The 23862-nt window shown below is 71.0% G+C and carries 28 protein-coding genes, 1 pseudogene and 1 riboswitch; of the genes and pseudogenes, 15 read left to right on the top strand and 14 right to left on the bottom strand.

Going from position 1 to position 23862, the window contains the following annotated elements:
- Positions 1-2 precede the first annotated feature (2 nt).
- The 4 genes from ABZ406_RS25095 (at position 3) to ABZ406_RS25080 (ending at position 2198) form a co-directional block, all read left to right on the top strand.
- Positions 3-815 (top strand): isoprenyl transferase, encoded by an 813-nt coding sequence (locus ABZ406_RS25095; protein WP_357766223.1) that lies wholly within the window; start codon positions 3-5, stop codon positions 813-815.
- A 71-nt stretch (positions 816-886) separates the two neighbouring features.
- Positions 887-1072: a hypothetical protein gene (locus tag ABZ406_RS25090; RefSeq protein ID WP_124820420.1), complete on the top strand. Its 186-nt coding sequence runs from the start codon at positions 887-889 to the stop codon at positions 1070-1072.
- Between the two features lie 140 nt (positions 1073-1212).
- Positions 1213-1440 carry a thioredoxin reductase gene (locus ABZ406_RS25085; protein WP_238690171.1) on the top strand — a complete coding sequence of 76 codons (228 nt, stop codon included), beginning with the start codon at positions 1213-1215 and terminating at the stop codon, positions 1438-1440.
- A complete protein-coding gene (locus tag ABZ406_RS25080) occupies positions 1437-2198 on the top strand; it encodes a pirin family protein (RefSeq protein WP_357766219.1) in 762 nt (253 codons plus the stop codon). Before ABZ406_RS25085 ends, ABZ406_RS25080 begins: the two co-directional genes overlap by 4 nt.
- A gap of 126 nt (positions 2199-2324) precedes the next feature.
- Here the strand turns inward: ABZ406_RS25080 and gndA are convergent, their stop codons facing one another.
- Positions 2325-3767 carry an NADP-dependent phosphogluconate dehydrogenase gene (gene gndA, locus ABZ406_RS25075; RefSeq protein WP_357766216.1) on the bottom strand — a complete coding sequence of 481 codons (1443 nt, stop codon included), beginning with the start codon at positions 3765-3767 and terminating at the stop codon, positions 2325-2327.
- Between the two features lie 189 nt (positions 3768-3956).
- Entirely contained in the window at positions 3957-4253 is a 297-nt protein-coding gene (locus ABZ406_RS25070; protein WP_196919265.1) for a thiamine-binding protein, read from the bottom strand.
- Positions 4254-4545: 292 nt separating this feature from the next.
- Here ABZ406_RS25070 and ABZ406_RS25065 point away from each other — a divergent pair, with 292 nt between their 5' ends.
- Positions 4546-4974, top strand: a complete 429-nt coding sequence (locus ABZ406_RS25065; protein WP_357766213.1) for a hypothetical protein — start codon at positions 4546-4548, stop codon at positions 4972-4974.
- Between the two features lie 347 nt (positions 4975-5321).
- On the opposite strand, the gene ABZ406_RS25060 is transcribed toward ABZ406_RS25065, so the two are convergent.
- From ABZ406_RS25060 to ABZ406_RS25050, 3 genes are all read right to left on the bottom strand, one after another.
- Positions 5322-6122 (bottom strand): energy-coupling factor transporter transmembrane component T, encoded by an 801-nt coding sequence (locus ABZ406_RS25060; RefSeq protein WP_357766209.1) that lies wholly within the window; start codon positions 6120-6122, stop codon positions 5322-5324.
- Positions 6119-7549: an ABC transporter ATP-binding protein gene (locus tag ABZ406_RS25055; protein ID WP_357766207.1), complete on the bottom strand. Its 1431-nt coding sequence runs from the start codon at positions 7547-7549 to the stop codon at positions 6119-6121. The genes ABZ406_RS25060 and ABZ406_RS25055 overlap by 4 nt, the downstream gene beginning before the upstream one ends.
- A gap of 104 nt (positions 7550-7653) precedes the next feature.
- Complete coding sequence (locus ABZ406_RS25050) at positions 7654-8247, bottom strand: ECF transporter S component (protein WP_357766204.1); 594 nt, start codon at positions 8245-8247, stop codon at positions 7654-7656.
- A 74-nt stretch (positions 8248-8321) separates the two neighbouring features.
- Positions 8322-8427: riboswitch (TPP riboswitch) on the bottom strand.
- A gap of 106 nt (positions 8428-8533) precedes the next feature.
- Between ABZ406_RS25050 and ABZ406_RS25045 the strand changes: the two genes are divergently transcribed.
- The 5 genes from ABZ406_RS25045 to ABZ406_RS25025 all read left to right on the top strand — a co-directional run bounded on the left by ABZ406_RS25045 (position 8534) and on the right by ABZ406_RS25025 (position 13691).
- Positions 8534-9382, top strand: a complete 849-nt coding sequence (locus ABZ406_RS25045; protein ID WP_357766201.1) for an alpha/beta fold hydrolase — start codon at positions 8534-8536, stop codon at positions 9380-9382.
- A 28-nt stretch (positions 9383-9410) separates the two neighbouring features.
- The gene (locus ABZ406_RS25040) at positions 9411-10217 is read left to right on the top strand and encodes an AAC(3) family N-acetyltransferase (protein WP_357766198.1); all 807 of its coding nucleotides are present in this window, start codon (positions 9411-9413) and stop codon (positions 10215-10217) included.
- The gene (locus tag ABZ406_RS25035) at positions 10214-10963 is read left to right on the top strand and encodes an SIS domain-containing protein (protein WP_357766195.1); all 750 of its coding nucleotides are present in this window, start codon (positions 10214-10216) and stop codon (positions 10961-10963) included. Before ABZ406_RS25040 ends, ABZ406_RS25035 begins: the two co-directional genes overlap by 4 nt.
- A gap of 140 nt (positions 10964-11103) precedes the next feature.
- A complete protein-coding gene (locus tag ABZ406_RS25030) occupies positions 11104-11607 on the top strand; it encodes a DUF6328 family protein (protein ID WP_357766192.1) in 504 nt (167 codons plus the stop codon).
- Between the two features lie 86 nt (positions 11608-11693).
- Positions 11694-13691: an acyl-CoA dehydrogenase family protein gene (locus ABZ406_RS25025; RefSeq protein WP_357766190.1), complete on the top strand. Its 1998-nt coding sequence runs from the start codon at positions 11694-11696 to the stop codon at positions 13689-13691.
- A gap of 85 nt (positions 13692-13776) precedes the next feature.
- Here ABZ406_RS25025 and ABZ406_RS25020 read toward each other — a convergent pair whose 3' ends face one another.
- Positions 13777-13944, bottom strand: a complete 168-nt coding sequence (locus ABZ406_RS25020; protein ID WP_357766186.1) for a hypothetical protein — start codon at positions 13942-13944, stop codon at positions 13777-13779.
- 271 nt (positions 13945-14215) lie between these two features.
- The gene (locus ABZ406_RS25015; RefSeq protein WP_357766183.1) at positions 14216-14824 is read right to left on the bottom strand and encodes a hypothetical protein; all 609 of its coding nucleotides are present in this window, start codon (positions 14822-14824) and stop codon (positions 14216-14218) included.
- Between the two features lie 218 nt (positions 14825-15042).
- On the opposite strand from ABZ406_RS25015, the gene ABZ406_RS25010 reads away from it, so the two are divergent.
- The gene (locus tag ABZ406_RS25010) at positions 15043-15930 is read left to right on the top strand and encodes a hypothetical protein (RefSeq protein ID WP_357766180.1); all 888 of its coding nucleotides are present in this window, start codon (positions 15043-15045) and stop codon (positions 15928-15930) included.
- 87 nt (positions 15931-16017) lie between these two features.
- On the opposite strand, the gene ABZ406_RS25005 is transcribed toward ABZ406_RS25010, so the two are convergent.
- From ABZ406_RS25005 to ABZ406_RS24980, 6 genes are read right to left on the bottom strand one after another with little or no spacing between them, the layout of a single operon-like run.
- A complete protein-coding gene (locus ABZ406_RS25005; RefSeq protein ID WP_357766178.1) occupies positions 16018-16416 on the bottom strand; it encodes a Fur family transcriptional regulator in 399 nt (132 codons plus the stop codon).
- On the bottom strand, positions 16413-16712 hold the full coding sequence (locus tag ABZ406_RS25000; protein ID WP_330438583.1) for a metalloregulator ArsR/SmtB family transcription factor: 300 nt from the start codon (positions 16710-16712) through the stop codon (positions 16413-16415). The genes ABZ406_RS25005 and ABZ406_RS25000 overlap by 4 nt, the downstream gene beginning before the upstream one ends.
- Before the next feature lie 43 nt (positions 16713-16755).
- Positions 16756-17622, bottom strand: coding sequence for a metal ABC transporter permease (locus ABZ406_RS24995; RefSeq protein WP_357766176.1), 867 nt, complete (start codon positions 17620-17622; stop codon positions 16756-16758).
- A gap of 2 nt (positions 17623-17624) precedes the next feature.
- On the bottom strand, positions 17625-18386 hold the full coding sequence (locus tag ABZ406_RS24990) for a metal ABC transporter ATP-binding protein (RefSeq protein ID WP_357766173.1): 762 nt from the start codon (positions 18384-18386) through the stop codon (positions 17625-17627).
- The gene (locus ABZ406_RS24985) at positions 18383-19330 is read right to left on the bottom strand and encodes a metal ABC transporter substrate-binding protein (RefSeq protein ID WP_357766170.1); all 948 of its coding nucleotides are present in this window, start codon (positions 19328-19330) and stop codon (positions 18383-18385) included. Before ABZ406_RS24985 ends, ABZ406_RS24990 begins: the two co-directional genes overlap by 4 nt.
- A gap of 54 nt (positions 19331-19384) precedes the next feature.
- Positions 19385-19642 carry a hypothetical protein gene (locus ABZ406_RS24980; RefSeq protein WP_357766167.1) on the bottom strand — a complete coding sequence of 86 codons (258 nt, stop codon included), beginning with the start codon at positions 19640-19642 and terminating at the stop codon, positions 19385-19387.
- 29 nt (positions 19643-19671) lie between these two features.
- Between ABZ406_RS24980 and ABZ406_RS24975 the strand changes: the two genes are divergently transcribed.
- From ABZ406_RS24975 to dusB, 4 genes are all read left to right on the top strand, one after another.
- Positions 19672-20013, top strand: a complete 342-nt coding sequence (locus ABZ406_RS24975) for an antibiotic biosynthesis monooxygenase (RefSeq protein WP_357766164.1) — start codon at positions 19672-19674, stop codon at positions 20011-20013.
- Between the two features lie 24 nt (positions 20014-20037).
- On the top strand, positions 20038-20517 hold the full coding sequence (locus ABZ406_RS24970) for a hypothetical protein (protein WP_357766161.1): 480 nt from the start codon (positions 20038-20040) through the stop codon (positions 20515-20517).
- A gap of 112 nt (positions 20518-20629) precedes the next feature.
- The gene (locus tag ABZ406_RS24965; protein ID WP_357766159.1) at positions 20630-22009 is read left to right on the top strand and encodes a glycine--tRNA ligase; all 1380 of its coding nucleotides are present in this window, start codon (positions 20630-20632) and stop codon (positions 22007-22009) included.
- A 64-nt stretch (positions 22010-22073) separates the two neighbouring features.
- Positions 22074-23246 carry a tRNA dihydrouridine synthase DusB gene (dusB, locus tag ABZ406_RS24960; protein ID WP_357766156.1) on the top strand — a complete coding sequence of 391 codons (1173 nt, stop codon included), beginning with the start codon at positions 22074-22076 and terminating at the stop codon, positions 23244-23246.
- 528 nt (positions 23247-23774) lie between these two features.
- On the opposite strand, the pseudogene ABZ406_RS24955 reads toward dusB, so the two are convergent.
- Positions 23775-23862: pseudogene (locus tag ABZ406_RS24955) on the bottom strand (phytochelatin synthase); the annotation flags it as partial.

Genomic DNA, 23862 nt, shown 5'->3' with positions numbered 1-23862 from the left:
AGGTGATCCGATCGAAGAAGGCCGGCCGGCGCGAGCCGACCCCGCCGGTGCCACACCCGTCCGGGGCCCGACCCCCGGCGCTGCCCACCGAGGCGGTGCCGAAGCACGTGGCGGTGGTGATGGACGGCAACGGCCGCTGGGCCAAGGACCGCGGGCTGCCCCGCACCAAGGGCCACGAGGCGGGGGAGCACAGCCTCTTCGACACCATCGAGGGCGCCATCGAGATGGGCATCCCGTACCTGTCGGCGTACGCGTTCTCCACCGAGAACTGGCGGCGCTCGCCCGACGAGGTCCGGTTCCTGATGGGGTTCAACCGGGACGTGATCCGTCGCCGTCGTGACCAGCTGGTCGACCTCGGCGTACGGGTGGTGTGGTCGGGCCGGCCCGGTCGGCTGTGGAAGAGCGTCATCTCCGAGTTGCAGACCGCCGAGGAGATGTCCCGCGACAACTCGACGTTGACCCTGCAGTTCTGCGTCAACTACGGCGGGCAGGCCGAGATCGGTGACGCCGCCGCCGCTATCGCCCGGGACGTGGCAGCCGGCCGGCTGGATCCGGCGAAGGTCACCGAGAAGACCGTGGCGAAGTACCTCTACCACCCGGAGATCCCGGAGGTGGACCTGTTCCTGCGCCCCTCCGGTGAGGAGCGGATTTCCAACTTCCTGCTCTGGCAGACCGCGTACGCCGAGTTGGTGTTCCTGGACACCCTCTGGCCAGACTTCGACCGCCGCCACCTCTGGTACGCGTGCGAGCTGTACGCCCAGCGGGACCGACGCTTCGGCGGCGCGCTGCCCAACCCGGTCGCCCCGGTTCTCTGAGCAGACGCGCTTACGCGCACGTCACTCTGGGTATCAGAGACGTCAGAAGCCACTGACGGAGGTGAACCCACATGATCCAGAAGCGCATTGCCCAGTGGGCGGTGATGGCGGTCGCGGTGCCGCTGGCCGCGGCCGGTGCCCGCCGGCTCAGCCACACCCTGGAGGCCCGGCGTGGTCCCTCCGGGGCGACCCGGTTGCTGACCAAGGGGGCGGACCTGATGCGTCCGCAGAAGGCCAAGCGCCGCCGCTTCTTCTGACCCACCAGCTTCTCCGGCGCCGCCCGAACTCCCGTGCGGGCGGCGCCGCCCCATCTGCACCCCGTGCGGCTGTTTCGGAATGCCGTGCAGGGGCGGCGGGTAGGGTCCGGAGGTGGGGGCTGACGGCGGTTGGGGGCGAGATGCGGGATCTCCGGTTCAAGATGATCATGGCGTTGAACGCCGCCGACCTGGGCGACCCGATGTGCGAGCAGGTGGCCGAGATCTGCGCCGAGATCGCCGAGCAGCACTGCGCCGAGTTCGGCCACACACCGCAACTGCGGACCGGTGAGATCGCCGAACTGGCCACCGGCGAGCCGGCCCTGACCTGGGCGCCGTCGACCCCCGACGCCGGGCAGCGTGCCTGGTGACAGCACCCGCACCCGCCGTCGACATCCGACGCGCCGACGACCGCTTCGCCACCCGGATCTCCTGGCTGGACTCCAAGCACTCCTTCTCGTTCTCCCGGCACTACGACCCGGCCAACACCCACCACGGCCTGCTTCTCGTCAACAACGACGACGTGGTCCGACCGGGGGCCGGGTTCGAGACCCACCCGCACCAGGACATGGAGATCGTGACCTGGGTGCTACGCGGTTCCCTCGTGCACCAGGACTCCACCGGGCACTCCGGGGTGATCTACCCGGGGCTGGCCCAACGGATGAGCGCCGGCACCGGCATCCTGCACTCGGAGAAGAACGACGCCTGGCGCCTCGACAACCAGGAGCCGCACAGCGACCCGGTGCACTTCGTGCAGATGTGGGTTCTCCCTGACGAGCAGGGCGTCGACCCCGGCTACGAACAGTTGGAGATCGAGGACGAGTTGCTCAGCGGGGCCCTGGTGCCGATCGCCTCCGGGATGGACCGCTACGACGGCGCGTCCGCGATCCGGATCCGCAACCGGTACGCGACGCTGCACGCCGCCCGTCTCGCCCCCGGCGACGAGGTCACCATCCCCGACGCGCCCTACGTTCACCTCTACGTGCCCGACGGCACCGTGACCCTGGAGGGCAGCGGCCCTCTCGGCAGCGGCGACGCCGCCCGGCTCACCATGACCGGCGGACGCCGCGTCACCGCCGACGCACCAGCCGAAATCCTGGTCTGGGAGATGCACGCAACGGTCGCCTGACCCTTGGCCGCCTCGGGAGCACGTCGGGCTCCCACGATCTCGCTCGAAGATGGATGTAGTGGCCTCCCGAGATGGGGAGGCCACTACATCATGGATCGAGCACGATCATGCGGTGGTGCTGGGTGACTAGGCCGGGGACTCGGTGCGGTCGGCGGCCCAGGTGGTGTGGAACGAACCCTCGCGGTCCACCCGCTGATAGGTGTGCGCGCCGAAGTTGTCCCGCAGCCCCTGGATCAGCGCGGCAGGCAGCCGCTCCGCCCGCAACGCGTCGAAGTACGCCAACGACGACGAGAACGCGGGCGTCGGCACACCGGCCCGGGTCGCGTCGGCCACCACCCGCCGCCAGCTCGGCACGCCAGCACTCACCGCCTCGGCGAAGTACGGCGCCACCAGCAGCGTCGGCAGGTCCGGCTGCTCGTCGTACGCCTCGCGGATCCGGTTGAGGAACCGGGCCCGGATGATGCAGCCTCCCCGCCAGATCGTCGCGGTGCCACCGAGGTCGATGTCCCAGTCGTATTCCTGGCTGCCCGCGCGGATGTGGTCGAAGCCCTGCGCGTACGCCACGATCTTCGAAGCGAGCAGCGCCCGGCGGACGTCCTCGACGAACGTCTCCCGGTCGGTGACCTGCCACTTGTCACCCGCGTCGGGGAACGCCCGGCGGGCCGCCTCGCGCTGGTCGACGTGCCCGGAGAGCGAGCGGGCGAACGTCGCCTCGGCGATCCCGGTGATCGGAATGCCCAGGTCCAGGGCACTCTGCACGGTCCACCGGCCGGTGCCCTTCTGCTCGGCCCGGTCCTGCACGATGTCCACGAACGACCGGCCCGTCGCCGCATCGGTGTGCGCGAGCACGTCGGCCGTGATCTCGATGAGGAACGACTCCAGCTCGCCGTTGTTCCACTCCCGGAAGATCTCCGCGATCTCGGCCGGCGACGCGTCCAGGCCCGCCCTGAGCAGGTCGTACGCCTCGGCGATGAGCTGCATGTCGGCGTACTCGATGCCGTTGTGCACCATCTTGACGAAGTGCCCGGCGCCGTCCGGCCCGACGTGCGTGCAACACGGCACACCGTCCACCTGGGCGGCGATCTTCTCGAACATCGGCCCAAGCTTCGCGTACGACTCGGCGGAGCCGCCCGGCATGATGCTCGGCCCGCGCAACGCGCCCTCCTCGCCACCGGAGACACCGGTGCCGCTGAAGTGCAGCCCCTGCGCCCGCAGCGCCTCCTCCCGGCGGCGAGTGTCGGCGAAGTGGGCGTTGCCGCAGTCGACGATGATGTCACCCTCGTCGAGCAGCGGCACCAACTCGTCGATCACCGCGTCGGTGGGCGCGCCGGCCTTGACCATGACGATCACCGCGCGGGGTCGTTCGAGGGACGCCACGAAATCGGCCATCGTCTCACCCGGCAGGAACGTGCCCTCGTCGCCGTGCTCGGCGACCAGGCTGCGGGTGCGCTCCGGCGAGCGATTGTGTACTGCCACAGTGAAACCGTTGCGGGCCAGATTGCGGGCCACGTTACGACCCATCACCGCCAGCCCGGTCACACCGATCTGTGCCCTCGCCTGATCAGCCATTCGTGCCGCCACCTCTCGTCACACCACTATCAGCGTTTGGAAACTTACCGTGATGTGAGCCGATACGGAGCAGTGATCGACGTCCCGTTACCGCACGTGACGTGGACGTTGCCGCTGGCTGCGCGGACCCTCGGCAGTGGTCGGCGACGCCCGCGCAGGGAAACGTGTCGTCATCCCGCGCCGCGTACGTCAGCCTTCGGCGAGACGGGCTTCGATTCGGGCGATCTTCCCGGTCAGCGCGTCGGTGACCCCCGGGCGGACGTCCGCCTTGAGCACCACACTCACCCGGGGCGCCCGCGCGGCGACCACGTCGACCGCCTGCTTCACCACCGCCATCACCTCGTCCCACTCACCCTCCACGGTGGTGAACATGGCATCGGTCCGGTTGGGCAGGCCGGACGCACGGACCACCCGCACCGCCTCGGCGACCAGATCACCCACGGAGTCGTCACCGCCGAGCGGGGTGATCGAGAACGCGATCAGCATGTGCCGATCGTGCCAGTAAATCGGGTGCACGTCCGGCCGGGGCGCGGTTAGGGTCTCGCCATGCGTAACTGACGCCCCATCTTCCGAACCGGCCCGCCGTCCCGCGTCGCGGTCCGTGCGCTCCCGGGCGTCCCGCAGTCCTCCCCGCCATTCGGCGGCGCAGGGCCGAACCTGATCCCCGGTGAGCAGTCCCTTCCCTACCCGACCGTCGCGTTACGGCGGTCACCAGCCGATCCGACCGACCGCCGCAGCGCGGGACCGGCCGAGCCGGTCGGCACTGAAGGAGGCCCGGATGCCCACCAGGCGTAATCCGAAGAAGAACCGTACCCCTGAAGCGACGCCGCTCGGCGTCGACCCGGCGGCCGGCAACGGCCCACCCCCACCCGCCCTCGACCACGAGGTCGAACCGGCCCTTCCGGCGCCGTTGGTGGAACCGGGCCCGCTGGCCGAGCCGGCTCTGCCCGCGGTGCTTGCCGAGCCGGCTCTGCCCGCGGCTTTCCTGGACAAGGTGGCGCTGCCGCCGGTTGTTCCGGACGAGGTGGCGCTGCCTCTCGACGTTCCGGCAGCGGTCGACGCGCCGACGGTTGACGATCTGCCGAAGTCGACCGCCCGACCATCGGCACCAACGGCCGGCCCGCCCCACGGTGGCGGCAAAGGCTCCGCCGCCGGCCGTAGCCAACAGGCCGGCCAGGCCCGCCGCTACGCCTTCCGCCGCAGCTAAAAGAGCCACCCCACCCCACCCCACCCCGCCCCGTCCGGCCCGCCCTCTTGTCCGTCGATCTTGCACTTCCTGTCCTCGCGTAATCGACAAATCAGGATGAATGAATAACAGAAACTGCAAGATCGACGGGGGTGGCGTGCGGGTGCCGGGCGGTGACAGCAACATCAGGGATGTAGTGGCCTCCGACGCCGGTTAGGCCACTACATCCCTGATGTTGTGCGGATCTTGCCGCCGCCCTCCGGCCCTCCCGCCCCGCCGGGCGAGCCGCCGCACGGCGGGCGACGGCGGAGCGGCCCAGCCGGGCGAGCCCCTGGACGGCGGGCGACAGGCGGCGACTGGGAGTTGGGTCAGCTGATCAGGGGGCGGAAGGTGCCCAGGAGGACGCTCGTGGTGAGGGCGGCCCCGGCCAGCGCGACGGCTCCCGCGATGAGGAGGGTGTCGGCTCGGGTGAAGTGTTGTCGGCGGGCGATGGTGCGGGGTGTGCCGGCGTCGAAGCCTCGGGCGTCCATCGCCACCGCCAGTCGGGTGCCTCGACGGATCGCCCCCACCAGCAGCGCGAACGCGGTGGAGGCGAAGAGCCGCAGTTTCGCCACCGGGTTGCGGCCCGCGTCGACGCCCCGGGCGCGGCGAGCCATGCTGATCATCTGCCACTCCTGACCGAGCAGTGGTACCAGCCGGAACGCGGCGAGCGCCCCGATGGCGAACCGGGCCGGCGCCTTCGCGTTCTGGATCAGCGCGTCGGCCAGGTCGGTGGGGTCGGTGGTCGCGAAGACGATCACACCGGGCAGCGCCACCGCGAACACCCGGAGTACCAGGCCGAGGGCGGTGACGAGCACGCCGGTGCTCACCAGCACCGGCCCGGCGTCCAGCAGGACCCGACCGGACCGGTCGGCCGCGAACAGCACCAGGGTGACGAGGATGCCGGCGGCGCTGAGCAGCAGTGGCCAGGCTCGTCGGGCCAGCACCCGGTAGCGGATTCCGAACAGTGGCAGGACGGCCAGTTCGAGGGCGATGGCGATCGCCGGGGCGACCGGGTCCAGGGTCGCCAGGAGGGTGAACGAGAAGACGAGTGCGGCGGCGACCTTCGCCACCGGGTTGCGGCGGGCCAACGGCGCGTCCGGGGCGGCGACCGGCTCGATGCTGATCATCGGTGGTCGTCCGGAGAGCGTTGCAGGGTGACGGTGCGGTTGGCGAGCGCGGCCACGAAGTCCGCGTCGTGGGTGACGGTGACCACGCCGTGCCCGGCGTCGCGCAGGTCGGCGAAGAGGTCGACCAGCTCCCGCCAGGTCCGCCGGTCCTGGCCGAAGGTGGGTTCGTCGCAGATCAGAAGGCGGGGCGCGGTGGCCAGGGCGGTCGCCACGCTCAGCCGCCGTGCCTCACCACCGGAGAGGGTGTACGGGTTGGCTGCGGCGAGTCGGGCCAGTCGCAGTCGTTCCAGCAGCCCGGCCACTGTTTCCGTGACGACCGCCTCGGGTTGACCGGTACGGCGTGGGCCGAGCGCCAGCTCGTCGAAGACGGTGCTGGTGACGAACTGGTGTTCCGGATCCTGGAAGACCGACCCGATCCGCCGGGCCAGTGCGGGGGCCCGCCAGCGGTGTGGGGGAGTGCGGTGGTCGGGGCCGGCCAACTCGGCGGACGCGGTGACCCGTCCGCTGCCCGGCCGGAGCAGACCGCCGAGCAGCAACGCCAGGGTGGACTTGCCGGCGCCGTTCGGTCCGCGTACGGCGAGTGCTTCCCCGGCGCGTACCTCGAGGTCGGTGGAGCCCAGCCGGGGCGCCAGGCCGAGCCGGTCGGCGGTGAGCAACAACTCCCCGGGGCCGGCGGTGGCGGCCCGGGGTGCAATGGGGTGACCGGGCACCCAGACCCCCTCGGCGGCCAGGGCGGCGCCGTGGGCGGCGAAGACCGCCTCGGGTGTGCCGTCGGCGCGGACGCCGCCGCCCGGTTCCAGGACGACCACCCGGTCGACGAGTGGCAGCGCCTCGGTGACCCGGTGCTCGACCAGGATCAGTGTGGTGTCGGCGTCCAGCGCGCCGGTCACCGCGTGCCGGACCAGGTCGGCTCCGGCCGGGTCGAGGTTCGCGGTCGGCTCGTCGAGCAGCAGCAGGGCGGGGCGCAGGGCCAGCGCGCCGGCCAGGGCGAGGCGTTGCTGTTCGCCGCCGGAGAGCGCCGCGGTGTGGCGGTCGCGGGGGTACGGGAAGCCGACCCGGTGCAGCGCCTCGTCCACCCGGGGCCAGATCTCGTCGGCGGGTACGCCCCGGTTCTCCAGCCCGAACGCGACGTCGTCGCCGCAGCGGGCCATCACCAGTTGGGTTTCCGGGTCCTGGAAGACGATGCCGACCCGTTCCCGCCCCTTGCGCGGGTCGAGCCCGTCGATCTCGACGGTGCCCTCCTGCTCGCCGGAGTCTTCGGGAAGCAGCCCGGCGAGGGCGCTGAGCAGTGTGCTCTTGCCGGCCCCGGAGGGCCCGAGAAGCAGAACCCGCTCCCCAGCCTCAACCCGCAGGTCGACCCCGCGCACCGCCCAGGCGCGCCGCCCGGCGTGCCGCCACCCGAACCCCCGCAGCAGTACCCCGCCCACCGAACCCCCTTCCGGTTCGCGCTCACGTCCGTTGATCAAGAGGTTTGCGTCAGGGAATCGCCGTCCGTTGACGCAAACCTCTTGATCAACGCGATCAGGTGGGGTCAGACCAGGGCTCGGTTTCGGCCTGCGGGGAACCGGTCCAGGACGCCGGTGTTGGCCAGGGCCTTCGTCAGCAGCCAGCCGCCCAGGCCGGCGATCACTGTGGCGCTGACGATGGTGAGCAGCGCGTACGGGATGCGATAGTCACCCAGCGCGTAGTCGACGTTCCAGACGAAGAAGTCGAACAGCGCGGCGCTGAGGCCGGTCAGCGCGCCGGCGAACACCGCAGTCGGCAGCCGGAACGACCGGTACCGGAAGGCGGCGAACGCCAGCTCCGCGCCGATGCCCTGCACGATGCCCTGCGGGATCACCGTGCCGGCCCACTGGCTGCCCAGCAGCGCGGACAGAACGGCGGCCACTGTCTCGCAGTAGAGCGCGGCACCGGGTTTGCGGATGACCAGCCCGCCGATCACCGCAGGCATCAGCCAGACGCCGTAGAGCAGCGTCTGCGCCGGCGGGAAGAAGGCGAACGCGCCCTCGGTGGCACTCCAGACCAGGCCCCAGGCCCAGAAGATGACACCGAAGGCAACCGCGATCACCGAGGCGACCAGGATGTCGACGGTCCGCCAACGGTGGGTGTCGGTGGTGAATTTCATGTGTTGCTCCCAGTTCGTGAGTGCGAACCAGGAGAAGACGCACGCCGCGTCTGGTGGCACCGGACTGCGGCGCGGCTGGAGGTCGACCGAACTCCCTGCGCTGGCATTACCCAGATCAGGTTCGAGGGTCTGCGGGCGTTGCCCGCACTCTCAGCGCTGTGCGCTCCCCTGTCGGATATGAAGTTGTCTCGCTGACGCTAACACCGACGGGGGGAGTGAGCCCAGCAGGGCACCGGCCTGACCTGCGACAGCGAGTGGCCCCCCGCTTCTGGGTACGCTTCCGATCATGCGGGTTGACGCGCGAGGCTTCACGTTCGAGGTGACCGTCGGCGGTCCGACGGACGGCGTACCCGTCCTGCTGCTGCACGGTTTCCCCCAGCACAGCGGCGAGTGGGACGACGTGGTGCCGGCGCTGCACGCGGGCGGGCTGCGCACGTACGCGCTGGACCAGCGCGGTTACTCACCGGGTGCCCGGCCCACCGGGGTGGCCGACTACCGCATCCCCGAACTCGTCGCCGACGTGGTGGCGGTGCTCGACGCGCTCGGGCTGACCGCGGTCCACCTGGTCGGGCACGACTGGGGCGCGATAGTGGCGTGGGCGGTCGCCGCCCGGCATCCCGAGCGGGTCCACACGTTGACAGCGGTGTCCGTACCGCACCCGGCGGCCATGGCGCACGCCCTGGCCACCGACGGCCAACAGAAGGCCCGCTCGTCGTACATCGCGCTGTTCCGCAAGCCGGACAAGGCGGAGAAGGTGCTCCTGGCGTGGCATGCCACCGCGCTGCGCAAGCTGCTCGGCGGAGTGGGCGACACCTCCCGGGTGGACCGGTACGCCGACCCGATGCGTGAGCCGGGCGCGCTCACCGCCGCCCTGAACTGGTACCGGGCGATGTCCCGCGCCGACCTGGCCGGTGTCGGCCCGATCGCGGTGCCCACCACGTACGTCTGGAGTGACAAGGACGTCGCCATCGGCCGGACCGCCGCCGAGGCGTGCGCGCAGCACGTCACCGGCGACTACCGCTTCGTGCAGTTGTCCGGAGTGAGTCACTGGATCCCGGACGCGGCCCCGGCCCTGCTCGCCGAGGCGATCCTGGCCCGGGCCGGCGGAACGGCCCGAACCGGCGGGACGGCCTGAGCGTGCGGGTCAGCGGGGGAGACCCGTCGTGACGACTGACGCCACCGGGCCGGGCAGCCGTCGCTCGATCGCCGCCCAGCTGCGCGTGCTGGGCGTACGCCCCGGCGCGACGCTGTTGGTGCACGCCTCCCTGCGTCCGTTGGGGTTCGTCAGCGGCGGCCCGCACGCGGTGGTGCTCGCCCTGCGCGACGCGCTCGGCCCGGACGGCACGATCGTCGTGCCCACCCACACGCCGGACAACAGCGACCCCGCGCAGTGGCGCAACCCGCCGGTGCCGGCGGACTGGTGGCCGCTGATCCGCTCGGAGATGCCGGGCTTCGACCCGGCGGTCACCCCGAGCCGGTTCATGGGTGCGCTCGCCGAGACGGTCCGCGCCTGGCCCGGTGCCCTGCGCAGCTCCCATCCGCAGGTGTCGTTCGCCGCGCTGGGCCCGGCCGCCGAACAGGTGGTGGCCGGGCACACGCTGGCGGACATGCTCGGCGAGGGCTCCCCGCTGGCCCGCCTCTACGACCTGGACGCCGACGTGTTGCTGCTCGGCGTGGACCACTCGGTGAGCACCTCGCTGCACCTGGCCGAGTACCGCTGCCCAGGCTCGTCCCGCGAGCGGGTCGGTGCCGCGGTGCGCACCGGCGACGGTGGTCGGGAATGGGTGTGGTGGCAGGACGTACGGCTCGACGCGGACGACTTTGCCGCGTTGGGCGAGGACCTGGAGGCCACCGGGGCGGTCCGCACCGCACCTGTCGGCACCGGGACCGGCAGGTTGATGCGCCAGCGGGCGGCCGTGGACTTCGCTGTTCGTTGGCTGGCCCGCAATCGGACGACGGAGGACGTATGACGGTGAGCGCCGAGGACTATCTGGCCGTGGTGACCGAGACGATCGGCCGGGTGGCCGCCAGCCAACGGGAGGCGGTGGGGCGGGCCGCCGACCTGATCGCCGAGGCCGTCCGAGCCGACGGCGTGGTGCACGCGTTCGGCACCGGCCACTCGGAGGCCCTCGCCATGGAGATCGCCGGTCGGGCCGGTGGGTTGGTGCCCACCAACCGGATCGCGCTACGCGACCTGGTGCTGCTCGGCGGCGAACCGGCCGAACGGCTAGGCCCGCTGCTGGAACGGGATCCGGCCGTCGCGCACCGCCTCTACGAGCTGGCCCCGGTACGACCCACCGATGTCTTCGTGCTCGCCTCGAACTCCGGGGTCAACGGCGCGATGGTGGAGTTCGCCACAGTGGTCAAGGAGCGCGGTCACGGGTTGGTGGCGATCACCTCGGCGCAGCACTCTGGCCGGATGACCTCCCGGCACCCGTCGGGGCGCAAGCTGAGCGACCTCGCCGACGTGGTGCTCGACAACGGCGCGCCGTACGGCGACGCGACGCTGCCCCTGCCCGGCGGTGGCGCGGTCGGCGCGGTCTCCTCGATCACCGCGGCGCTGCTGGCCCAGCAGGTGACGGTGGAGGTGGTGGCGCGGTTGTTGGCGGCGGGGGAGAGGCCCCCGGTCTACCTGTCGGCCAACATCCCGGACGGCGACGCGCACAACAACGAGCTGGAGGCGCGGTACGCGGGCCGGATCCGACGCGGGTCCTGACGCCCCGGCTGGTGGCCGGTTCGAGTCGTCGAGGTGAACGGCTGATGTCGTGAACCTGTTTCGCGCTCGGCCGGGTGGGGCATTGGCGTTGCTGCCGGCGGCCGGGACCGCCGGCAGTAGCGTCTCACCGGAGGTAGCGCGTGTCCAAGGAGACCGAGAAGCAGCGCTGGCAGCGCAACTTCGCCGACCTGCTGCAGGAGTTGCGGGTCGCCCAGACCGGCGTGCAGATCCTCTTCGCCTTCCTGCTCACCCTGCCGTTCAGCAACGGCTTCAGCGAGACCACGGAGTTCCAACGGGACGTCTACATCGTGGCGTTGCTCGCGGCGGCCGCCGCCACCGCGATGATCATCTCGCCGGTGGCGTTCCACCGGGCGTTGTTCCGGCAGGGGCGCAAGCCGGAGTTGGTCCGCTTCGCCCACCGCATGGCGACCGGCGGCCTCGCGTTCATGCTCATCGCGATGGTCAGCGCCGTGCTGCTGATCACCGACTTCGTCCTGGACCGCCCCATCGCGTTCCTGCTCAGCGCCCTGACCGGGCTCTGGTTCCTCACCTTCTGGATGCTGCTGCCGTTCGCCCGGCGCAACTGGGGTGACGACGACATCGACGATGACGACGACGACCCGGACACGACAGTGGGCAACTGAGAGCGTCGACCTTCACGCAGCGCTACCCCTGGGTAACAACCGGGGGTAGCGTGGCGGTAGCCGCATCGAGCTTCGAGGGGGCAGCCGTGACCACGACGCAGAACGGCCGACCGGCACCGGACGGCCCCGACTCCGAAACCACGGCCGGTGCTGCGGCACCCCTTCCCGCGGAAGCCGGACAGGTCTCCGAGAAGGAGGCCCGGCAGGTCGCCGAGGCCGCCCGCGAGTCCACCTGGGACCGGCCCAGCTTCGGCAAGGAACTGTTCCTCGGCCGGTTCCGGCTCGACCTGATCGACCCGTGGCCCCAACCCGATCCGGACGAGGTGGCTCGCGCGGAGGAGTTCCTCGGTCGTTTCCGCGCCTTCCTGACCTCCGAGGTGGATGGTGCGGCCATCGAGCGGGACGTGTCCATACCTGACTCGGTGTTCCACGGCCTGGCCGACCTCGGCGCGTTCGGCATGAAGGTCGACCGGAAGTACGGCGGGCTCGGGTTGAGCAACCTGCACTACTGCCGGGCGCTCATGCTGGCCGGCTCGGTCAGCCCGGCCATCGGCGCGCTGCTCTCGGCACACCAGTCGATCGGGGTGCCCCAACCACTGAAGATGTTCGGCACCACCGAGCAGAAGCACCGTTTCCTGCCCCGGCTCGCGGCCGGCGAGGTGTCCGCGTTCCTGCTCACCGAGCCCGACGTCGGCTCCGACCCCGCCCGGCTGGCCACCATCGCCGAGCCGACCGAGGACGGCACCGGTTACCGGCTCAACGGGGTGAAGCTCTGGGCCACCAACGGCACCGTGGCCACCCTGCTGGTGGTGATGGCCCGGGTGCCGGCCACGGAGGGCCGTCGCGGCGGGATCACCGCGTTCGTGGTCGACGGCGACAGCCCCGGCATCACCATCGAGCGGCGCAACGAGTTTGTCGGCCTGCGCGGGCTGGAAAACAGCCTGACCCGGTTCCACGACGTGATCGTCCCCGCCGAGAACGTCATCGGCGGCGAGGGCAAGGGGCTGAAGATCGCCCTCACCACCCTGAACACCGGCCGGCTCTCACTGCCGGCCATGTGCGTGGGGGCCGGCAAGTGGGCGTTGAACGTGGCCCGAGGGTGGGCCGCCGACCGGGTGCAGTGGGGGCGGTCGGTGGGCGAGCACGAGGCTGTCGCCCAGAAGCTCTCCTTCATCGCCGCCACCACGTACGGCATGGAAACCATGCTCGACCTGTGCTGCCTGCTCGCCGACGACGACCGCAACGACATCCGGATCGAAGCGGCGCTGGTCAAGCTGTACGCGAGCGAGATGGGCTGGAAGATCGCCGACGAGCTGATCCAGATCCGGGGCGGGCGCGGCTACGAGACGGCCGACTCACTCGCCGCCCGCGGCGAACGCCCGGCCGCCGTCGAGCAGATGCTGCGCGACATGCGGATCAACCGGATCTTCGAGGGCTCCACCGAGATCATGCACCTGCTGATCGCGAGGGAGGCGGTCGACGCCCACCTGTCGGTGGCCGGCGACATCATCGACCCGGACGCCGGGCTGGGCCGCAAGGCCCGCACCGCCGCGCGGGCGGGCGCCTTCTACGCGAAGTGGCTACCCACCCTGGCCGTGGGTCGAGGGCAGAGCCCTTCGGCGTACGCCGAGTTCGGCCCACTCGCCGCGCACCTGCGACAGGTGGAGCGCTCGTCGCGCAAGCTGGCCCGGTCGACGTTCTACGCGATGTCCCGCTGGCAGGGAAAGATGGAGCGGAAGCAGGCGTTCCTCGGCCGGATCGTGGACATCGGCGCCGAGTTGTTCGCGATGTCAGCGGTCTGCGTGCGGGCCACCGCCGAACGGGGCAGCCGCCCGGAAAATGTCGAGCTGGCCGACCTGTTCTGCCGGCAGGCACGGGTGCGGGTCGACGCCCTGTTCGCCGCACTCTGGGACAACACCGACTCGGTCGACACCGTCGCCGCGAAGCGCATCCTCGCCGGCCGGTACGCCGGGCTGGAGGAGGGTGTGCTCACCCCGTCCGACGAGCTGCCCTGGGTGGCCCGCTGGTCGCCCGGCCCGTCGACGGCTGAGGACGTCCGCCGCCGCATCCCTCCGAAGCCGTGAACCGGATCGTGCGGGCGGCGGCGCGCTGCGGGCGTGCTCTCGCGCCGGCGTGCCCTCGCAGTGCCGTGCGGGCTCGCCGCTCCGGTCAGCGGGAGACCGCCCAGGCCAGCACCCCCGCCAGGATCAGGCCGTTGAGCCCGGCCAGGGCCAGGTACGCCGCAGGTGGGATCTTCCTGCCCCGGCGTACGAAGGAGATCAGGACGGCGGCGTAGCCGAGCAGTAGGACGGCGATGACGACGAGGAAGAAGAACACCCGATGACTTTAACGACACCCTTGTCGGGCTGGAACTGCGACCGGCGGAAGGGTTGTCGTCAGCCCACCTCGCCTGGTCGATCATGGAGTTGTGGTGGGTGACAAAACACCCGTCGATTGCCAGAACAGGCACCACAGCTCCTTGATCGGCAGGGCAGGGCGGTCCCTGCTCCGCGATCTTGCACTTACTGTCGCGACACAGGGGGTATTCCAACTCATATCGACAGCCGAAACTGCAAGATCGGCGCGGCGCGGCGTGGCGGCGGTTCGGTCAGCGGTTCCGGCCGCGTAGGCCGAGTTGGCGCAGCTCCAGCGCGGCCAGGGCGTCGACTGTCGCGTCGTCGCCGCGCCGCCACGCCTCGGCGACGTCCGGGCCGATCCGGGTCAGCTGACCCAGTGGCTGGGTGGCCAGGGCGCGCAGGGCGAGCAGGTCCCGGCCGGCCGGCCCGGCGGCCAGCTTCGCCGCTGATCCGGCCCGGCGCATCCAGCGCACCCGCAGCGGCAGCCAACCGAACAACACGATGCCGAGCGGGAAGATCAGCACCGCGACGGCGAGGGCCAGGGCGAGCTGGTCGACCAGGTGCTGCTGGTCGCGGCCGGCGTCGGCGAGCCCTCGGGCGGCGTCGGCGGCCTGCCGGAACGGCGCGGTCAGTTCGTCACCGACCAGCGGCACCCGACGGACCTTGTTGCCGGCGTCGGCGAGGTTGTCGGCGAGCCCACTGCCCGCGCCCTCCAACTTCTGCCCCGGTACGGCGAGCTTCTGCACCAGGTCGTGCAGCCACAGCGCGCCGCGGATCGCCACGTACACCCAGGCGACGACGAGCAGGTCGGTGAGCAACTGACGGGCGGCGGTCGGAAACCGATCAGCATAGATTTTCACGTCGCACAGCGTGTCACGAACGGCCCCGGCCGGGCACCAGTGCAACGGAGCGTTCCCCAGTGGCCGGGCCGGTGTCCCGACCGGTTCGGTGGTGGCCGCCGAGCCGTCGACGGGGCACCAGGTACTGACGTGGCCGTTTATTGTCGATGCGCAATGATCGGTTCGCACAGCACCACATGGGGGTCGTCATGTCCGAAGAACAGCACCCGGAAGACACCATGGACCGTCGAGTGATGCTCCGCCGGGCGGGCACCGTCGCGGCCGGAGTTGCCGGTGGTGGAGTGGCGGGCATCGCCGCCGCGGCTCCCGCGCAGGCCGCCGCGGGTGACCCGGTGATCCAGGGGGAGTTCAACATCGTCAAGGGCGCCACCACGCTGCGGAACACCGGGGTGCAGGCGGCCCTCCGGCTGGAGACCCTGACGACCTGGCCCGCGATGGACGGCAGGGTCATGGCGGAACCGGCTCTGCGGATCAAGCCGAGCGGTAGCACGATCGTCAACATCGCCGAGGCCGGTGCGATCAGCGTCGACGTCGAGGGCAACATCTGGCTCGTCACCAAGAGCACCGGCGACAGCACCGAAGCCCACGTCGTCCACACCACAGCGAACAGCAACCGCATCGTGCCGCTGGTGCCGCAGCGGGTGCTCGACACCCGATACGCCAGCTCCCGGGAGTTGGTCCCTTACCCGCACGGCAAGTTCGACTCCAGCGGCCGACTGCTGGGCGGTCAACAGATCAGTCTCCGGCTCACCGATTACATGTACCAAGCCGACGCGATCTTCGGGACGGTGACAGTGGTGCAGCCGCTGGCCAACGGCTTCGCGCAGGTCTTCCCCTACGGAGTGGCCCGACCAGCCAACTTCTCGACGATCAACTACGCGTCGGGTCAGGTCCTCTCCAACGCCTTCGTCTGCGGCGTCGGCGCGGAGTTCAACACCTCGTACGTCACCGATCTGATAAACGTCTACACCAACGCGACGGCGCACGTCATCATCGACCTCACGGCGGTCGTGATCGGAGCGGGCCGGGTCAACCCGGCCTTCGCCGTACCGGTTCCGGCGAGCCGGATCGTCCTGCAGGGCGGAAAACCCGAGTGGGAGAAGTAACTGTCGGCGCAGCGCCGAACCACTGCGACGAAAGCCCCCGGCGACCTGGTCGGGGGCTTTCCCGTGGCCGACCCGCGCAGCGTGTGGTCAGCGAACGCAGGTCGGGCAGGTGCCGAAGATCTCCAGGGTGTGGCTGACGTCGGCGTAGCCGTGCTGCGCGGCGACCCGCTCGGCCCAGCTCTCCACGGCCGGGCCGGCCACCTCGACGGTGCGCCCGCACACCCGGCAGACCAGGTGATGGTGGTGCCCCTCGCTGCACCGGCGGTAGAGGTGCTCGCCGCCCGGCGGACGCATCACGTCGATCTCACCCGCGTCGGCGAGCCCCTGAAGGGTGCGGTAGACGGTGGTCAGGCCGACCCGCTCGCCGCGCTGGCGCAGCATCGCGTGCAGGTCCTGGGCGCTGTGGAAACCCTCCATCTCGCCCAGCAGCGCGCTCACCGCCGAACGCTGCCGGGTGTTGCGCACCGCGGTGCTGCTCTCGCTCATGATCCCTCCCCGGCGTGGCTCACCGCGTCCGCCACGATGTGCGCGACGTGCTCGTCGACCAGGCTGTAGGCGATCTCCCGGCCCCGGCGGGAGCCCCGCACCACGCCCGCCCCGCGCAACACCCGCAGGTGCTGGGAGACAAGTGGTTGCGCCGCACCGAGCTTCTCCACCAACTCGTGCACGCACCGCTCGCCGCCGGCCAGCTCACTGACGATGGCCAGCCGGATGGGCGCGGACAGGGCGCGGAGCAACTCGCTGGCCCCGTCGAACCCGTCGTAGCCTGTCGCGCCGGTCATCCCGCAACGGTAACCAATACCACCGACGCTCCGCTGATCAGGCTCAACTCAGCACGACCTCGTGCGGTTCCGGAGCCGCCGCGGCGGTAGGCGTCGCCCGGCGGCGCACCACCCGCCAGGCAGCCCCGGCCACGGCCACCACCAGGAACGAGGCGATCGCGACCAGCACCACCGAGGCGCCCGGCGCGGTGTCCGCCGTGGCCGCCACCCAGACACCGGAGCCGGCGGCGAAGAGCCCCAGCGCCATCGCGGCGGCCATCGTGCTGCGGAACCCCCTGGTCACCTGCTGGGCGGTGGCGACCGGCACCACCATCAACGCGCTGATCAGCAGCACTCCGACGGCCCGCATGGCGATGGTCACGGTGACCGCTGTGGCGACCGCGATCAGCAGGTTCAGCGTGCGGACCGGCAGGCCGGAGACCCGGGCGTACTCCTCGTCGTGACTGACCGCGAAGAGCGCCGGCCGCAACGCGATCATCGTGACCAGGATCGCCGCGCCGAGCACCGCGATCGTGGTCAGGTCGGCCGGCGAGATGGTGGTCAACGACCCGAACAGGTAGGCGTTGAGGTTCGCGCTCGTCGCGTCGGAGAGGCCGACAAGGAGTACGCCACCCGCGATGCCGCCGTAGAAGAGCAGGGCCAGGGCCAGGTCACCCGAGGTACGCCCACGGGCCCGGACGATCTCGATGGCGATCGCGCCGATGGTGGCGACGATCACCGCGACCAGCACCGGCGAACGGTTGAGCAGCAGCCCCGCCCCGACACCGGTGAGCGCCACGTGCCCCACCCCGTCGCCGATCAACGCCAGCCGACGCTGCACCAGGTAGATGCCGAGCGCCGGTGCGGCCAGGCCGATCACCAGCGCGCCGATCAGGGCACGCTGCATGTAGGGGTACTGGAAGAGTTCCATCGTCAGTTGCTCCACAGCCCGGCGGGCTCGTCGTAGCAGTGCGGGTGCACGTGGTCGTGGTCCGGTTCCGCGTGATGGCCGGCCGGGTCCGGCACCGCGCCGTCGTGCGCGATGCGACCCTCGTGGACGACGACAGCCCGGCTGATCACCGGTCGCAGCGGGCCCAGCTCGTGGGCGACGAGCAGCACCGTTCCGCCGCCGGCGACGAAGTCGCGCAGCGCGCCGGCGAACGCCTCCTGGCTGGCCGCGTCCACCCCGGCGGTGGGCTCGTCGAGGACCAGCAGTTCCGGCTGGCCGGCCAGGGCGCGGGCGATGAGGGTGCGCTGTTGCTGGCCGCCGGAGAGGGTGGACACCGGGTCACCGGCCCGGTCGGCGAGCCCGACCGCGCGCAGCGCGTCGTCGACCGCGGACCGGTCGGCCCGACCCGGCGGGCGCAACACGCCACGGCGGGCCAGCCGGCCGGAGGCCACCACCTCGCGGACGGTGGCCGGCACACCCCCGCCGGCGCCCAGGCGCTGCGGGACGTACCCGATGCGCGCCCACTGCCGGAACCGGCGCAACGGCCGGTCGAAGAGGGTGACCGAGCCGGCGCTGATCGGCACCAGCCCGAGCACGGAGCGGATCAGGGTGGACTTGCCGGAGCCGTTGGCGCCGAGGATCGCCGCCACCTCGCCGGCGGTCACTGTGAGCGAGATGTCCCGGAGCACGGGGCGGCCGTCGTAGCCGACCACCCCGTGCTCGACGGTGATGACAGGTGAGGTCACGAGCAGCTCAAGGCCGTCTGCAGGGTCCGCAGGTTGGTGCGCATCACCGAAAGGTAGTCCCCGTCGCTGCCGGCGGCGAGCCCTTCGATCGGGTCGAGCACGGCGGTCTTCGCGCCGACCTGACCGGCGATGGTCTCGGCCACCTTCGGGCTGACCAGGGTCTCGAAGAAGATCGTGGTGGTCTGGTGCTCCTTCGCCTCCTCGATCACGTGCGCGAGGCGCTGCGGCGAGGGCTCGACGTCCGGGCTCAGCCCGGTGATGCCGACCTGGTCGAGCTGGTACCGGTCGGCGAGGTAGCCGAACGCGGCGTGGCTGGTCACGATCTCCCGCCGCTGGCAGGTCGCCAGGCCGTTCTTGAACTCGCCGTCCAGGGTCGTCAGGTCGGCGCGCAGGGCGGCGGCGCGAGCGGTGTAGTCGGCGGCGTGGTCCGGGTCGGCTTTGCCGAGCCGCTGGGCGAACTGGTCGCCGATGCCGGCCAGTCGGGTGGGGTCGAGCCAGACGTGCGGGTCCTTGCCGCGGTTGCCCTCCTCGGCGTGCCCCTCCTCGCCCTCGTGGTTGTGCCCGCCGGCGGACGCGTCCAACAGCGGCTGCACGCTCGTCACGTCGAACGCCCGGTCGCCGCCGTTCTGGGCCACGGCGTCGTCCACCGCCGGCTGGAACCCCTTGAGGTAGACGATCAGCTCGGCGTCGCTCACCTCACCGACCTGGCTCGGGCTGAGTTCCAGGTCGTGCGGCTCGGCACCCGGCTTGGCCAGGTTGGTCACCCGGACCGCGTCGCCGCCGATCCGCTCGGCCAGGAACTGGAGGGGGTAGAACGCGGCCACCACGTCGACCCGCTTGGGGTCGGCGCCGGCGGCGCCGTCGGTGGAGCAGCCGGCCCCGGCGCCCAGGGTGAGCAGGGCGGTCGCGGCGGCGAGGACACGGTACGTGGCGCGGTTGGTCATGTCGTCAACTGTCCGTGGTAACGATAATGATTGTCAAAAACGCATGATTGCATGTCAGAGGAGCTTCACGAGACCCACCGCCACCAGCAGGGTCAGCATCACCAGTCGGATCAGCCGGGTCTGCGGCGCCTGAACCGCCCAGGTCGTCGCCAACAGGGCGATCAGCACCCCGGCGAGCGCGAGCGTCAGCAGCCCGCCGATCACCCCCGGCATGAAGAACGCCACCAGCACCACCACCAGGGTGAGCAGGAACACCGACGTCGGGTTCGCCCCGGCCAACCGGGCGAGCAGAGGGCGCTGCGTACGCTGCATCCCACAGACTCTACGAGGAGGAACCCCCGGTGCTGGTGACCAACCGGTTCGTGGTCGACGTCGATGCCGCCGACGGCTTCACCGAACGGGCGTACGCCGCCCTCACCGCGCTGGCCGCCCGCCCCGGCTACCTGCGCGGCCAACTGGTCCGGGCGCTGGACGACCCCCGGCACTGGACACTTGTCACCGAATGGGAGTCGGTCGGCACGTACCGCCGGGCGCTCGGCGCCTTCGAGGTCAAGGTCAGCGCCGTACCGTTGCTCGCCGAGTCCGTCGACGAACCCTCCGCCTACGAGGCGCTGGCCACCGCCGCCCCCGGCGGGGCAGTGGTCGTCGCCGAGAGTGATCGGGCTGCGGGTCCTTACCGCTGAGCCGCCGGACACTACGCTGCTCCTATGACCGCACCCGCCCCGCCACCCGGTCCCGGGGTGGCTCCGCCGTTCGCCGCGCCACCCACCGAGGGTCGCCGGAATCGGCTCTGGATCGGCCTCGGCGTCGGCGCGCTCGCCGTGGTGCTCTGCTGCGGCGGGGGTGGCACCGCCGTCGTCGGCCTCGCCGTCAGCGGAGTCCAGGCGATCCGGGAACAGGCCCGCACCGTGACGAGCGACTACTACCAGGCGCTCGTCGAACGGAACTACGGGCGGGCGTACGACCAGCTCTGCGACGACGCGCAGCGGCGTGAGTCCCGCCCCGAGTTCGAGCGACGTGCCGCCGCCGAACCACAGGTGACCGCGTTCCGTGTCGGCGAGGTGGACCAGACCTACCTGACCGTGCCGGTGGACGTGACCCTCGCCGGCGGTGACCGGGAACAGCAGCAGGTCAGCCTCGGTCAGGACGGGCAGACCGGCGGCGTGGAGGTCTGCGAGGTCAACTGACCCGCCACCGGTATTCTGCTGGGCTCGGGGGGACGGTGGTCGTACCGTTGTCCCGAACCGACCGTTCCATCCATCTCGCCCCCGCCGACCGCCAGCCGGCGTAGGAGGAAACATGCCAGCCGACCGTATCGACGCCGTCGTCAGCCTCGCCAAGCGCCGGGGCTTCGTTTTCCCCTCCAGTGAGATCTACGGAGGCACCCGATCGGCGTGGGACTACGGCCCGCTCGGCGTGGAGCTCAAGGAGAACGTCCGCCGGCAGTGGTGGAAGACGATGGTCCAGCAGCGCGACGACGTCGTCGGCCTGGACTCCGCAGTGATCCTGTCCCGCAAGGTGTGGGAGGCGTCCGGCCACATCGCCGAGTTCGTCGACCCGCTCACCGAGTGCCAGTTCTGTCACAAGCGGTTCCGGGCGGACCACCTGGAAGAGGCGTACGCCGAGAAGCACGGCAGGCCGCTCACCTCGTTGGCCGAGCTGAACTGCCCCAACTGCGGCAACAAGGGCACCTTCACCGAGCCGAAGATGTTCAACGGCCTGATGAAGACCTACCTGGGCCCGGTGGAGAGCGACGAAGGGCTGCACTACCTGCGCCCGGAGACCGCGCAGGGCATCTTCGTCAACTACAAGAACGTGGAGACGGTCGCCCGTAAGAAGCCGCCGTTCGGCATCGCGCAGACCGGCAAGTCGTTCCGCAACGAGATCACCCCGGGCAACTTCATCTTCCGGACCCGCGAGTTCGAGCAGATGGAGATGGAGTTCTTCGTCGAGCCGGGCACCGACGAGCAGTGGCACGAGTACTGGCTCCAGGAGCGCTGGAACTGGTACCTCGACCTCGGCCTCTCGGCGGACAATCTGCGGCTCTTCGAGCACCCCCAGGAGAAGCTGTCGCACTACTCGAAGCGGACCGTCGACATCGAGTACCGCTTCCAGTTCGGTGGCACCGAGTTCGCCGAGCTGGAGGGTGTCGCCAACCGCACCGACTTCGACCTCTCCACGCACAGCAAGCACTCCGGCGTCGACCTGTCGTACTTCGACCAGGGCAAGAGTGAGCGCTGGATGCCGTACGTCATCGAACCGGCCGCGGGTCTGACCCGCGCGGTGCTCGCCTTCCTGTTGGAGGCGTACGACGAGGACGAGGCGCCGAACACCAAGGGCGGCGTGGACAAGCGCACCGTGATGCGGTTCGACCCCCGGCTTGCCCCGGTCAAGGTGGCGGTGCTGCCGCTGTCCCGCAACGAGGCGCTGTCGCCGAAGGCCAAGGACCTCGCGACGCTGCTGCGTAAGCGCTGGGTGGTGGAGTTCGACGACTCCCAGGCGATCGGGCGCCGCTACCGCCGGCAGGACGAGATCGGCACCCCGTTCTGCGTGACCGTCGACTTCGACACGCTGGACGACAACGCGGTGACGGTACGCAACCGCGACACCATGGCTCAGGAGCGCGTCTCCCTGGACCAGGTCGAGCGCTACCTGATCGAGCGTCTCCCCGGCTGCTGAGGCTCTGCGCACGGGGCCTCGGCCGACGCGATAAGCGCCGGTCGGGGCCCCGTACACTTGTCCGGTGACTGCCTCGACCGTGCCCGCGTTGCGCCCGCTGACGCTCGGCCAGCACCAGGTGTGGCCGCCGGTCGTGCTCGCGCCGATGGCCGGGATCACCAACATCGGGTTCCGTCGGCTCTGCCGCGAGCAGGGTGGCGGCATCTACGTCTGCGAGATGATCACCACCCGGGCGCTCGTCGAGCGCAACCCGAAGACGCTGCGCATGATCGCGTTCGGCGACGACGAGAATCCCCGCAGCCTCCAGCTCTACGGCACCGACCCGGAGATCACCGCCGCCGCCGTGCGGATCGTCGTCGAACGCAACCTGGCCGACCACATCGACCTCAACTTCGGCTGCCCCGTACCCAAGGTCACCCGGCGTGGCGGCGGCGCGGCCCTCCCGTGGCGGCGCCGGCTCTTCGGGCGCCTCGTGCGGGCCGCGGTGGCCGCCGCCGCACCGTCCGGCGTGCCGGTCACGGTCAAGATGCGCAAGGGCATCGACGACGACCACCTGACGTACGTCGAAGCCGGGCTCGCCGCCCAGGAAGCCGGCGTGGCCGCTGTGGCCCTGCACGGGCGGACGGCCGCGCAGCGTTACTCGGGCACCGCCGACTGGGATGCGATCGCCACGCTGAAGCAGGCCCTCGACGTGCCGGTCCTCGGCAACGGCGACATCTGGGAAGCTGACGACGCCCTGCGCATGGTGGCCCACACCGGCGTCGACGGCGTGGTCATCGGGCGCGGCTGCCTGGGCCGACCGTGGCTCTTCGCCGACCTGGAGGCCGCCTTCAACGGTCGACCGGAGCGGCGGCTGCCCACCCTCGGCGAGGTGGCGGTGACCATGCGCCGGCACGCCGAGCTGCTTGTCGACCAGTTCCAGGCCGGCGCCCGCAACCCGGCCCGAGGCGAACGCGACGGCTGCACCGACTTCCGCAAGCACGTCGCCTGGTACCTCAAGGGCTTCCCGGTCGGCGGCGAACTGCGCCGCTCGCTGGCGATGATCGAAAGCCTGGCCCAGCTCGACGACCTGCTCGGCAAACTCGACCCGGCGGAGCCGTTCCCAGTTACCGCCCTTGGCCAGCCGCGCGGGCGTACCAACTCACCGGGCAAGGTCTTCCTGCCAGAAGGCTGGCTGGCCAGCCGGGACGACGACACGGTTCCCGAGGGCGCCGAGATGGACGACTCCGGCGGCTGAGCCGATCCGGCGGATGGCGGCCCTTGCCCGGATGGCCCTTGCGGCGGCTGGGCCATCGCTGGGGCGCAGCCCTTCCGGTGGTGCAGCCTCGCGTTGGCTGGCCCTCGCGTTGGCTGGCCCTCGCGTTGGCTGGCCCTTGCGGCGGCCGGCCGCTGCGAGGGCTGTGCCCTTGCGGCGGCGCAGCCCTGCCGGTGGCTGAGCGTGCTGGTTCGCTCGAGCAGCGACGGCCACCGGCGCGTCTACCTCCGACACCCCCTTGGTGGAGGCCGGTTCCTTCCCGAGCGCGGCCTCGACGGTACGGCTGACATCTCAGTACTGCGCCCTGTCGAGCTGATGTCGTTAACGAATCATCCGCCCGGCTCGGTCGGCCATCCCCTGATTCGTCTACGGCATCAGCTCCAGAGGACCCGTACCTCAGTAGATGGGGTCGCCGCCGTGGTGGTCTGGACAGTGAGCCGGGCACACCGAAGGGCCGGGCCCCGTGGTGGGGGTCCGGCCCTTCGCTTCGTGCGTGTTGGTGCGGTGGTGTCAGTTGGTGGTGTAGCCGCGGGTGGCGATCCAGTCGGCGAGGTGTTCGACGCTGATTTGGTAGGCGGCTTGGTTGGGGTCGGCGGAG

It is taken from the genome of Micromonospora sp. NPDC005710 (genome assembly GCF_040630995.1).
Lineage (GTDB): Bacteria > Actinomycetota > Actinomycetes > Mycobacteriales > Micromonosporaceae > Micromonospora.
The sequence above is the reverse complement of the archived record's forward strand: the minus strand, read 5'-3'. Positions and strand labels throughout refer to the sequence as shown.